Source organism: Duganella sp. LjRoot269 (assembly GCF_964254095.1).
In the GTDB taxonomy this organism is placed as follows: domain Bacteria; phylum Pseudomonadota; class Gammaproteobacteria; order Burkholderiales; family Burkholderiaceae_D; genus Rugamonas; species Rugamonas hordei.
Window position 1 is genome coordinate 1,800,406 of record NZ_CAXUSL020000001.1, and the last position, 12,572, is coordinate 1,812,977.

At 62.1% G+C, this 12,572-nt stretch carries 8 protein-coding genes; 7 read left to right on the plus strand and 1 reads right to left on the minus strand.

Annotated elements, in window-relative coordinates; all coding sequences use genetic code 11:
* Nucleotides 1-39 precede the first annotated feature (39 nt).
* From typA to ACSQ3S_RS07900, 3 genes are all read left to right on the plus strand, one after another.
* Nucleotides 40-1,875 (plus strand): translational GTPase TypA, encoded by a 1,836-nt coding sequence (gene typA, locus ACSQ3S_RS07890; RefSeq protein ID WP_176655571.1) that lies wholly within the window; start codon nucleotides 40-42, stop codon nucleotides 1,873-1,875.
* Between the two features lie 590 nt (nucleotides 1,876-2,465).
* Complete coding sequence (locus ACSQ3S_RS07895) at nucleotides 2,466-5,495, plus strand: TonB-dependent receptor (protein ID WP_436142044.1); 3,030 nt, start codon at nucleotides 2,466-2,468, stop codon at nucleotides 5,493-5,495.
* Between the two features lie 104 nt (nucleotides 5,496-5,599).
* Nucleotides 5,600-7,870, plus strand: coding sequence for a DUF3141 domain-containing protein (locus ACSQ3S_RS07900; protein WP_436142045.1), 2,271 nt, complete (start codon nucleotides 5,600-5,602; stop codon nucleotides 7,868-7,870).
* An 8-nt stretch (nucleotides 7,871-7,878) separates the two neighbouring features.
* Here the strand turns inward: ACSQ3S_RS07900 and ACSQ3S_RS07905 are convergent, their stop codons facing one another.
* Nucleotides 7,879-8,337, minus strand: a complete 459-nt coding sequence (locus ACSQ3S_RS07905) for a GNAT family N-acetyltransferase (protein WP_436142046.1) — start codon at nucleotides 8,335-8,337, stop codon at nucleotides 7,879-7,881.
* 53 nt (nucleotides 8,338-8,390) lie between these two features.
* On the opposite strand from ACSQ3S_RS07905, the gene ACSQ3S_RS07910 reads away from it, so the two are divergent.
* From ACSQ3S_RS07910 to ACSQ3S_RS07925, 4 genes are all read left to right on the plus strand, one after another.
* Nucleotides 8,391-8,966, plus strand: a complete 576-nt coding sequence (locus ACSQ3S_RS07910; protein ID WP_176655574.1) for a helix-turn-helix domain-containing protein — start codon at nucleotides 8,391-8,393, stop codon at nucleotides 8,964-8,966.
* 35 nt (nucleotides 8,967-9,001) lie between these two features.
* A complete protein-coding gene (locus ACSQ3S_RS07915; protein WP_176655575.1) occupies nucleotides 9,002-9,415 on the plus strand; it encodes a CBS domain-containing protein in 414 nt (137 codons plus the stop codon).
* A 41-nt stretch (nucleotides 9,416-9,456) separates the two neighbouring features.
* Entirely contained in the window at nucleotides 9,457-10,482 is a 1,026-nt protein-coding gene (dusA, locus tag ACSQ3S_RS07920; RefSeq protein WP_436142047.1) for a tRNA dihydrouridine(20/20a) synthase DusA, read from the plus strand.
* A gap of 333 nt (nucleotides 10,483-10,815) precedes the next feature.
* Nucleotides 10,816-12,558: a methyl-accepting chemotaxis protein gene (locus tag ACSQ3S_RS07925; protein ID WP_353400234.1), complete on the plus strand. Its 1,743-nt coding sequence runs from the start codon at nucleotides 10,816-10,818 to the stop codon at nucleotides 12,556-12,558.
* Nucleotides 12,559-12,572 lie beyond the last annotated feature (14 nt).

The window sequence follows — 12,572 nt, forward strand, 5'->3', positions numbered from 1 at the left end:
TACGTACGCACCCGCAGTTTTTCAGCAAATATAACGACCATGTCTACTACAAAACGCGCAATTCGCAACATCGCCATCATCGCCCACGTTGACCACGGTAAAACCACCCTCGTCGACAAACTGCTGCGTCAATCCGGTACCTTCCGCGAAAACCAGCAAGTTGAAACCCGCGTGATGGACTCGAACGACCTCGAAAAAGAACGCGGCATTACCATTCTGTCGAAGAACTGCGCGGTTGAGTACGAAGGCACCCACATCAACATCGTCGATACCCCTGGCCACGCCGACTTCGGCGGCGAAGTGGAGCGCGTGCTGTCGATGGTCGACTCGGTGCTGCTGCTGGTCGATGCGCAGGAAGGCCCGATGCCGCAGACCCGCTTCGTCACCCGCAAGGCGCTGGCGCTGGGCCTGAAGCCTATCGTCGTGGTCAACAAGATCGACCGTCCGGGCGCGCGCGCTGAATGGGCGATCAACCAGACCTTCGAACTGTTCGACAAACTGGGCGCCACCGACGAACAGCTGGACTTCCCGGTTGTCTACGCATCGGCGCTGAACGGTTACGCCAGCCTGGACCCGGAAGTGCGCGAAGGCGACATGACCCCGCTGTTCGAAGCGATCCTGAAGCACGTTCCTGTCCGTGACGACAATCCGGACGGTCCGCTGCAGATGCAAGTGACCTCGCTGGACTACTCGTCCTACGTCGGCAAGATCGGCATCGGCCGTATCTCGCGCGGCCGCATCAAGGCCGGCCAGGACGTCATCGTCCTCAACGGCCCAGGCTCGACCCCGATCAAGGGCCGCATCAACCAGGTGCTGAACTTCAAGGGCCTGGAGCGCGTGCTGGTGGACGAAGCGGTCGCCGGCGACATCGTGCTGATCAACGGTATCGAGGAAATCGGCATCGGCTCGACCATCTGCCAGCCGGACACCCCGGATGCGCTGGAAATGCTGACCGTCGACGAGCCGACCCTGACCATGAACTTCATGGTCAACAACTCGCCGCTGGCCGGCCGCGAAGGCAAGTTCGTCACCAGCCGCCAGCTGCGCGACCGCCTGGACCGCGAACTGAAAGCCAACGTCGCGCTGCGCGTGGCGCCGACCGACGACGACACCATCTTTGAAGTGTCGGGCCGCGGCGAGCTGCACCTGACGATTTTGATCGAAAACATGCGCCGCGAAGGCTTCGAGCTGGCCGTGTCGCGTCCGCGCGTGGTGTTCAAGATGGTCGACGGCGTGCGCCACGAGCCGTTCGAGCAACTGAGCGTTGACGTCGAGGAAGCCAATCAGGGCGGCGTGATGGAAGAACTGGGCCGCCGCCGCGGCGACCTGCAGAACATGGAATCGGACGGCAAGGGCCGTGTCCGCCTGGAATACAAGATCCCGGCGCGCGGCCTGATCGGCTTCCAGGGCGAATTCATGACCCTGACCCGTGGTACCGGCCTGATGTCGCACGTGTTCGACGAATACGCGCCGGTGGACAACACCAAGGGCGAGCTGGGCGGCCGCCGCAACGGCGTGCTGATCTCGCAGGACGACGGCGCCGCCGTGGCCTACGCGATCTGGAAGCTGCAGGATCGCGGCCGCATGTTCGTGGTCCACAACGACCCGGTGTACGAAGGCATGATCATCGGCATCCACTCGCGCGACAACGACCTGGTGGTCAACCCGATCAAGGGCAAGCAGCTGACCAACGTGCGTTCGTCGGGTACCGACGAAGCGGTGCGCCTGGTGCCGCCTATCCAGATGTCGCTGGAATACGCCGTCGAATTCATCGACGACGACGAACTGGTCGAGATCACGCCGAAATCGATCCGCCTGCGCAAGCGTTTCCTGAAGGAACACGAACGCAAGAAGGCATCGCGCGAAGGCGCATAAGCCCTCCATAGCCTTAAAACCGCCCTTACAGGCGTGAAAGCCGTCCAGCGCAAGCTGGGCGGCTTTTTGTCATTTTGCGGCCCGTGGCGGCGCTCTGCTGCGTTTTGCCCAAATCGCACCATCATGGGCCACCATATAAAATTTGGTGACCGGTCCCGATAGTTAAAACCGCGTCTGCCAACCACCTATTTTTGGTAGAGAAATTGCACCAAATCAGTGATATTTATGCGCGAAATAGGGGTAATCACGCACCAATATGATGCGCCATTGCGTTAGAGGAAAGATAAATGTTGTTTTATTGATGAAAATTCCGCACTTGCAATTGACACCATTTTGGCCCGCGTGGTTTTATCGATGCTTGAGTTCGTTTTACTCACCGTAAAGCAAGCTTAAAGGGAATCGCCCATAAAGCGATTCGTAGTTGGAAAAAAGTTGGGGCTATTAAAAAACACAGCTGGTGGCGACAAGATGTGCTCACTCACAGACTTGACGTCAAACAAGCTTCTTCAATCGGGAAATTGGGAAATCACATGTTAAGAAAAACCGTTATTGCTCACGCGTTAACAGTCGCGTTTGGCACTGCTATCATCATGACCGGCGTTATCCAGCCTGCCATGGCGCAGTCGAATGCGACCGGTACCATCTTCGGCGTCGTCTCGCCAGGACCGGATGTGAAAGTTCACATCGAAAATCCAGCCACCGGCGTCCGCCGCACGCTGGTACCAGACGCATCGGGCCGCTTCCAGGCGACCTCGCTGCCGACCGGTAGCTACAAGCTGACCCTGGTCAAGGGCGACGCCGTCATCGGCACCGCCGAGGCCGATGCAACCCTGGGCAAGAGCACCGAAGTCGTGTTCCCTTCGCAGCAGATCCAGACCGTTCAAGTGTCCGGCCAGCGCCGCACCATCGACGTGTCGACCAGCCCAAGCGGCGCCACGTTCACCGCCAAGCAACTGGAATCCCTGCCGATCGCCCGCAACATCGAAGGCATCATCCAGCTGGCCCCGAACACCACCCGCGTCGACAGCCGTTTCGCTGGCGGTGCCTCCTTCGCCGGCGGTGCCGCGTCGGAAAACTCGTACTACATCAACGGTTTCCCAGTGGTCAACCCACTGACCGGCCTGGGCGCGTCCCAGCTGCCGTTCGGCGCGATCGCCGAAGCGCAAGTGCTGACCGGTTCCTACGGCGCCGAATTCGGCCGTTCGACCGGCGGTGTGGTCAACGTCATTTCGAAGTCCGGTACCAACACCTGGGAAGCCGGCGTGATGACCAGCTTCCAGCCGCAAAACCTGCGCGCGACCTACAAGAACTTCAACTATTCCAAGACCGGCGCGCCGAACAACGTCAATACCGACGGCACGCTGCGTCAGAGCCGCGACAAGAACACCTATGAAGAGCAGATCACCAGCGTCTACGTTGGCGGTCCGCTGATCAAGGACAAGCTGTTCATCTTCGCCGCTGCCGAAGAAGGCGACCGCGATGAATCCTTCGTCAACCTGACCCGTACCGCGACCTCGCTGGGCCAGAACGCATGGCGCGATCGTCAGACCCGCACCTCGCGCTACCTGTTGAAATTGGATTACAACATCACCGACAATCATCGTCTGGAATTCACCGCGTTCGGCGATACGCCGAAAGAGCAGGTGCAGGATTCGGGCATGATCGGCACCGGTGCCAACGGCGCGGTCACCGCAGCCGACTACGCCATCGCCGGCCGCAAGAACAACATCACCTCGCGCGCCACCCGCACCGACGTCGACAGCAACGGCGGCAAGACCGCCATGCTGAAGTACACCGGTAACCTGACCCAGGACCTGATCCTGACCGGTCTGTGGGGCCAAACCGTATCGCGTCACGAAAACGAGTTCCCGAACTACGATCCTAGCGCCGTGCTGTTCTCGACCATCGCCTTGCCTGCCAACCAGGCGGCCGGCGTCAGCTACCCTAACCCGCAGCCACAGAGCGGCAACGTGCTGGCCAACGGTTCGAAAGACGACGTGAAGAACTACCGCGTCGACTTGGAATGGCAACTGGGCAAGCACACGCTGCGCGGCGGTCTGGATCACACCAAGGTCGCTTCGATCAACGCCGGTGAATTCAAGGCCGGTGGCGGTACCTACGAGTACCTGAAAACGGCCAAACCGGGCGCGCCATTCGACGTGACCGGCGGCACCGTGCCTGCGCTGACCCCATACGGCGGCCTGGCTGCCCAGGGTTACTATGTGCGTAAAGGCCTGTTCTCGGACGTGACCAATTCGTTCTCGAAACAGAGCGCGCAGTACCTGGAAGACAAATTCCAGATCTCGCAGAACGTGCTGATCACCGGCGGTCTGCGTCGTGAAGGCTTCGAGAACATCAACGACGCCGGCGTCACCTTCCTCGACATGAAGGCGAGCTACTCGCCGCGTCTGGGCGTGGCATGGGATGCCAACGGCGATGCATCGCTGAAGATCTTCGGTAGCGCCGGTCGCTTCTCGGTACCGATCCCGACCCACATCGCCGTGCGCGGTGCAGGCCGTTCGACCTTTACCGACCAGTACTACACCTACACCGGCGTCAACGCCGACGGTTCGCCTATCATCGGTTCGCAGCTGACCGCTCCGCTGTCGGGCAACAACGAGTTCGGCCAGGACAAGGACGTCAAGACCTTGGCCGCGCTGGACATGAAGCCTTCCTACCAGGATGAGTTGGTTGTCGGTTTCGAGAAAGCCTGGTCGCCAACGCTGAACTTCGGCGCCAAGGTCACCTACAAGAAACTGAAATCGACCATCGATGACTTCTGCGACGTTCGTCCGTTCGAACGTTGGGCTGCCGCGCACAACATCGAGATCACCAACCCACTGTGGGGTAACACTTGCCAGACCTTTAACCCAGGTCGCGACAACACCTTCTACATCGACTTCGTAGGCGGCGGCAAGAACGACACCCTGGTGCACCTGACCAAGGCTGAGCAAGGCTTCCCTGACCCAACCCGTACCTACGCCGCTCTGGATCTGTTCCTGGAACACCCAATGCGCAACGGCTGGTATGGCAAGGTGAACTACACCCTGTCGAAAAACAAGGGTAACACCGAAGGCCAGGTTCGCTCGGACAACGGCCAGACCGACGTGTCGGCTACCTCGGTATGGGATTACCCAGAGCTGATGGTAGGCGCCGATGGCCTGCTGCCTAACGATCGCAAGCACCAACTGAAAGCGTTCGGCTTCTACCAGCTGAACAAAGAGTTCACTTTCGGCGGTAACATGCTGGTGGCTTCCGGCCGTCCACGCAGCTGCATCGGTAGCGCTCCAGCTCCTGGCGATTCGCCGAACTACTCGAACCAGACCTTCTACTGCTTCGGCGCCGACCGCAGCAAGAACGTCCTGGTGCCACGCGGTACCCTGGGCCGTCTGCCATGGGATACCCGTCTGGACCTGAACGCCGTGTACTCGCCGCAGTCGCTGAAGGGCCTGGCATTCAAGATCGACGTGTTCAACGTGTTCAACCGTCAAACCATCCAGAACGTGACCGAAGCCTACAACAGCGGTACCGCTGTGTCGGCCAACTACGAGGCGCCTCTGTCGGCTACGGCTCCACGTTCGGCCAAGTTCACTGTCCAGTACGATCACAAGTTCAACTGATGATCTGACGGCAGTCTGAAAACCCCCACCAGCCTCCGGGCCAGGTGGGGGTTTTTTTTCGTCTCGGGATTCGGTTGCCTTTTCATTTCCACTGGGGTACTTTGATGCATGGCAGCATAGCCAGCATCAAGGAGACTCCGGTGAGCGACGACAAGCAGGGCTGGCCGCAATGGCCCGCCAATCCCTTCCTTCTGGCCCAGCAGGCGACCGATTACTGGATCGACGCCTGCCAGCGCAGCGTGCTGTTCATGGACGTGCTGCGCCAGCGCGGCGACGAGCGCAACCACCGCGCCGAGCAGACCGCGCCGCATGTGCTGAGCTTTGAGTTCGAGGTCGTGCTCGACGGCCGCGACCTGGCGCGCCCGGTCAACTACGGCCTGCTGCATATCGTGCCGCCGGACGGCGTCGCCCCCGATGCCGCCAAGCGCCCCTTCATCGTGTTCGATCCGCGCGCCGGCCACGGCCCCGGCATCGGCGGCATGAAGCAGGACAGCGAAATCGGCGTCGTGCTGAAGGCCGGCCATCCCTGTTATTTCGTCGGCTTCCTGCCGCAGCCGGTGCCGGGCCAGACCATCGAGGACGTGTGCCGCGCCGAGGCGCAATTCATCGCCAGGGTGGCCGAACTGCATCCTCAGGCCGATGGCAAGCCCGCGCTGATCGGCAATTGCCAGGCCGGCTGGCAGATCATGATGACCAGCGCGCTCAATCCTGACCTGGTCGGCCCGCTGGTGCTGGCCGGCGCTCCGCTGTCGTACTGGGCCGGCGTGCGCGGCAAGAATCCCTTGCGCTACCTGGGCGGCGTGCTTGGCGGTACATGGATGACTTCGCTTGCAGGCGACCTCGGCAACGGCATTTTCGACGGCGCGCAGCTGGTCGCCAACTTCGAGAAAATGAATCCGTCGAACACGCTGTGGAGCAAGAACTACAACGCGTATTCGAAGATCGACACCGAGGCGCCGCGCTTCCTGGAGTTCGAGAAATGGTGGGGCAATCCGGTGCTGCTGAACGCGGGCGAAATGCAGTACATCGCCGACTCGCTGTTCGTCGGCAACCGCCTGAGCGACGCCGCGCTGCTCGACAGCGCCGGCCACCGCATCGACCTGCGCAACATCAAGTCGCCGATCGTGGTGTTCTGCTCGTGGGGCGACGACATCACGCCGCCGCAGCAGGCGCTGGGCTGGGTGCTGGACCTGTACGAGGACGACGCCGCGCTGGTGGCGGGCGGCCAGACCATCATCTACTCGATGCACGAGGACATCGGCCACCTGGGCATCTTCGTCTCGGCCTCGGTGGCCAACAAGGAGCACGAGGAATTCACAGCGGCGATGGACATGATAGACATCATGCCGCCCGGCCTGTACGAGGCGGTGTTCCTCGACAAGGACGAGGAAATGCTGCAGGCCGAAATCGCCGCCGGCGACCTGGCGGCCGGCGACTACGTGATGCGCTTCGAACGGCGCGGCCTCGATGCGCTGCGCGCGCTGGGCGGCAACGATGTCGAGGACGAGCGCCGCTTCGCCACCGTCGCCCGCGTGTCGGAAATCAACCAGGGACTGTACCGCACCTTCGCCAGCCCGCTGGTGAAGACCATGGTCAGCGAGAGCAGCGCGGAGCGGCAGCGCGAGCTGCATCCGCTGCGCCTGCGCTACACGGCCTTCTCCAGCAAGAATCCGCTGCTGAACGGCATTCCGGCGATGGCGGCCAAGGTGCGCGCCGAGCGCCGCCCGGTGGCGGCCGACAATATCTTCCTGCAGATGCAGGAAGCGATGTCGGAACAGATCGTCGCCGCGCTGGACCGCTACCGCGACCTGCGCGACCACGCCACCGAACAGTTGTTCCTGAATGTCTACGGCTCGCCGGTGCTGCAGGCGCTGGTGGGCCTGCGCACCGACGGCGGCAGGCCGCGCCGCATTGGCCGCGACATCGCGCGCGAGGCGGCGCTGGTGGCGCACCGCGCCGCGCTGGCGCTGAAGACGGGAGAGGGCGGGGTGGCCGAAGCCATCATCCGCGGCTTGCTGTATATCTACCGCAGCCCGGAAATGAGCGCCGCCGACGAGCGCGCCTTCGCCACCATACGCCAGTTGCGTCTGCGCACCTCGGACGACAAGGAAATGAGCCTCACCCACTTCAAGGAAATCGTGCGCGACCAGTATCTGATGCTGCAGGTGGACGAGGCGGCCGCGATGCGCGACCTGCCGCTGCTGCTGCCGGCCGAGCCGGAAGCGCGCGCGGCGGCGCTGGGCATCGTGCGCCAGGTGGCCGGCGCCACCGGCACGCTGACCGGCGACGGCGCCGCGCGGCTGGAACGCGTGGCCGGAATGTTCGGCCCGAAGGCGCCCAAGCTGGCGGTGGTGCGCAAGAAGAAAAAGGCGTAGTCCACTGGTTACAGGCGCGGCAGCGGTTTTTCCATGAACACGCTGAGCGGATCGTCCGGATAACCGCCGTAGGGCGCGCAGCGCTGGAAGCCGTGGCGCTGGTACAGGCCGATCGCCTCCGGCTGCGCCGGGCCGGTTTCCAGCACCAGCAGCGGACAGCCCTGGTCCAGCGCAGCCTGTTCCAGCAGGGACAGCACGCCCAGCGCCAGTCCCTTGCCGCGCTGGGCCGGCTGCACGTACATGCGCTTGATCTCGCCGTACTCCGGCGTCAATACGATGGCGCCGCAACCGACGATGGCGCCTTCGGTGTCGCGCGCGACGGCGAACTTGACGTGCGGCTGCATCAGCGAGTCCAGGTCCAGCGCGTACACGGATTCGGGTGGATACAGGGTCAGCTGGTAGGCATCGAGATCGGCGATCAGGGCGATGACCTCGGGCTGGTCGGGTGATTCAAAGGCGATTTGCATAGTGGCGGTGGGTGACAGTTTATTGGATGATAAAATCCAGTATAATGGATTTCATGGATATCAACAAACTTATTGCCAGCCGTTTGCTGGCCTTGCGCGAAGCGCGGCAGTTGTCGTTGACGGCCTTGTCCGAGCGCAGCGGCGTCAGCCGGTCGAATATCTCGCTGATCGAGCGTGGCGAGAGCAGCGCCACCGCCACCGTGCTGGACAAGCTGGCCGGCGCCCTAGGCGTGACGCTGGCCTCGCTGTTCGAGGCGGGGGAGGCGGCGCCGAGCGCGCCATCGCCGCTGCGGCGCGCGGCCGAGCAGGCGGTGTGGACCGATCCGGCCTCCGGCTACGTGCGGCGCCAGCTGTCGCCGCCGGCCCGCTCGCCGATGCAGCTGGTCGAAGTGATCTTCCCGCCCGGCCAGCGCGTGGCCTACGAGCAGGTGCTGCGCGAGTCCGACGTCTACCAGCAGGTGTGGCTGCTGGAAGGTGTGATGGACATCAGCGCCGGCGACGGGCAATGGCGGCTGGAGCCGGGCGACTGCCTGGCCATCCGCGAGGACCTGCACATCAGCTACGCCAATCCCGGCAAGAAGCCGGCCCGCTACCTGGTCGGACTGGTGACGCTGCCGTTTGTGTTGTAGCCTATGGACTTCAATCGGCATCTGCGGAGGAGGGCATGGAACTCAAGGAAATCATGAGCAAGAACGTGGTGACGGTGGAGTTGGACGACCGTCTCAGCCTGGTCAAGGAAATCTTCGATCACGGCAAGTTCCACCACGTGCTGGTGATGGAGCAAGGCGAGCTGCTGGGCGTGGTCTCGGACCGCGATCTGTACAAGGCGCTCAGCCCCAACCTCGGCAGCTCGGTGGAAACCTACAAGGACGTGGCCACGTTGAACAAGAAAGTCCACCAGATCATGTCACGCCGCCCCGTCGTGCTGCGCGAGGACGCCAGTGTGGACGACGCCATCGACGTGTTCAATGCGCACAATATTTCGTGCATTCCCATCCTCAGCGCTGCCGACCGGCTGGTCGGCATCCTTAGCTGGCGCGACATCCTGCGGGCGCTGCGGACGCCGCCCGCCGCCTGAGCTATAATGTCGACCCCCGACCGATACCGAGTGTTGCCGCCATGACCATCATCAACCTGCCGACCACCGCCAAGGCCCCCGCAGTGCCGGGCCGCCGCCTGTCTGTCGCGCCGATGATGGACTGGACCGACCGCCACTGCCGCGTGTTCCACCGCGAGATCAGCCGTCACACCTGGCTGTACACGGAAATGGTCACCACCGGCGCGCTGGTCTACGGCGACGTCGAGCGCCACCTGCGCTTCAGCGATGAAGAGCATCCGGTGGCGCTGCAGCTGGGCGGCAGCGATCCGGCCGACCTCGCCACCAGTGCAAAACTGGGCGAGAAGTGGGGCTACGACGAGATCAACCTGAACTGCGGCTGCCCGTCCGAGCGCGTGCAGAAGGGCGCGTTCGGCGCCTGCCTGATGGCCGAGCCGCAGCTGGTGGCCGACTGCGTCAAGGCCATGCGCGACGCCGTCAGCATCGACGTCACCGTCAAGCACCGCATCGGCATCGACCAGACCGAGAGCTACGACTTCGTGCGCGACTTTGTCGGCACCGTCAACCAGGCCGGCTGCACCACCTTTATCGTGCACGCGCGCAACGCCATCCTGAAGGGCCTGTCGCCCAAGGAAAACCGTGAAGTGCCGCCGCTGAAGTACGAATTCGCCTATCAATTGAAGCGCGATTTTCCTGACTGCGAAATCATTATCAACGGTGGCATCAAGACCGAAGCCGAAATCGACGAGCATCTGAAGCACCTGGACGGCGTCATGCTGGGCCGCGAGGCGTATCACAATCCGTTCATGATGGCCGGCTTCGACCAGCGTTACTATGGCGCCGCCACCACGCCCAAGACCCGCGAACAGGTCCTGGAAGCAATGATTCCCTACATTCAGGCCCAGTTGGCCCAGCACGGTGGACACGGCTTGAAGCTCAATTCCATCACCCGCCACATGCTGGGGCTGATGCAAGGCCTGCCGGGTGCCCGCGCTTTCCGCCAGGTCCTGTCCGACTCCAAAAAACTCGCCGCCGGCGACGCCCGCCTGCTGCTCGAAGCCGCCTCGCACCTGCGCATTGCAGCATGATCTAGCCTATTTGGCAAACAATCGTCGGGTGTGTTGGTATTTCCACGCAGAAAGTTCGCTTGCGTATTTTTAAGGCAGGTTTTGCTTGCTTTGAAGCAAAATTTGCATCTATAATTCCCTAATATACACACATATCCACGCTGTTCCTTCTGTGTATTTGCGGTTCAAAAGCGACACATCAGCATTCCCCGAACCGCTAGTTTTGCATTCGCAGTCATTGTTTGCTACTGTCACATATATTACCTAGCAGCAAGGGCCGAGTGGATAGTGCCGTGCAAAAGACGAAGCCATCCAGGGCACTCTTATCAACTGTGTCACTTACGAAGAGACGAAATGAATTTAGCAAAAATGAAAGTCGGAACGCGCCTGGGTCTCGGATTCGCGCTGGTTCTCTTATTCCTGGTGGCGGTGACGACCGTCGGCATCTTCCGCATGGCACAAATCCAGGATCGCCTGGACCACGTCATCAGCGTGAACAACGTCGTCTCGCGCCTGGTGGTCGATATGCGCGCGAACGTGGGCGACCGCATCACGTCGCTGCGTATCCTGACCCTGATGACCGATGCCGGCGACATGGAGCCGGAAATGAATCGCATCAAGGAACTGGCCGGCAAGTACGCCGATGCACAAAACAAACTGAGCACGCAGTTCTCGGTCGAAGCCACGCCTGAAGAAAAGGCGCTGCTGGCGACCATCAAGGAGCAGGAAGCGATCGCCATGCCGGCCATCGCCAAGGCGTCCGAACTGTGGCTGGCCAACAAGGCCGAAGAAGCAACCAAGGTACTGATCAAGGAAATCCGTCCAGCCCAGAAAAAATGGATGGCCGCGCTCGACCAGCTGGCCACGCTGGAAGACAAGCTGAACGCACAAGTACAAGTAGACGCCGCCAGCGGCTTCTCCAGCGCCCGCAGCTTCATGATCGTGCTGGGCCTGCTGGCTGTCGGTATCTCGGTAGCCGCCGCCGTGGTGATCACCCGCGGCCTGCTGAAACAACTGGGCGGCGAGCCTGACTACACGGCGTCGATCGCCGGCAGCATCGCCAACGGCGACCTGTCGATCGCCATCGATACCGCCGGCAACGACAAGGACAGCCTGCTGGCCGAAATGAAAGAAATGCGCAACAGCCTGGTCGATATCGTGGGCCAGGTCCGCTCCGGCACCGAAACCATCGGCACCGCCTCGCGTGAAATCGCCGCCGGCAACATCGACCTGTCGTCGCGTACCGAAATGCAGGCCAGCTCGCTGGAAAAAACCGCGTCGGCGATGGAAGAACTGACCTCGACCGTTAAACAGAATGCGGACAATGCCCGCGAAGCCAACCAGCTGGCGTCGGCCGCGTCGGACGTGGCGATCAAGGGCGGCAAAGTGGTGTCGGAAGTGGTCGACACCATGAGCTCGATCGACGCATCGGCCAAGAAGATTGTCGACATCATCGGCGTGATCGATGGCATCGCCTTCCAGACCAACATCCTGGCGCTGAACGCCGCGGTGGAAGCGGCACGTGCCGGCGAACAAGGCCGCGGCTTCGCCGTGGTGGCGTCGGAAGTGCGCAACCTGGCCCAGCGTTCGGCCGGTGCGGCAAAAGAAATCAAGATGCTGATCGATGACTCGGTCGAAAAAGTCGGCGCCGGCACCAAGCTGGTCGGCCAGGCCGGCGTGACGATGGACGAGGTGGTTGCCTCGGTCCGCCGCGTGACCGACATCATGAGCGAAATCGCCAACGCCAGCCAGGAGCAGAGCGCTGGTATCGAACAGGTCAATGTCTCCATCATCGAGATGGACAGCATGACCCAGCAAAACGCCGCGCTGGTGGAAGAAGCCGCCGCCGCCGCACAAAGCTTGCAAGACCAGGCCGCCGAACTGTCGCGCGTGGTCAGCATCTTCAAACTGGTGGAAGGCGAGGAGCGCGTTACGGCTCCTGTGTACCAGCCTGCCGCCACCAAGGCAGTGGTCAAACCGATCACCGCCCGTGCTCCTGTGAAAAAACTGGCCGCCGCGCCAGCCGCAGCAGCCAAACCGAAGAAAGTCGCCTCGGCAGCCAGCACCGCCGGCAGCGACGAGTGGGAAGAGTTCTAAAACTTTGCCGCAGT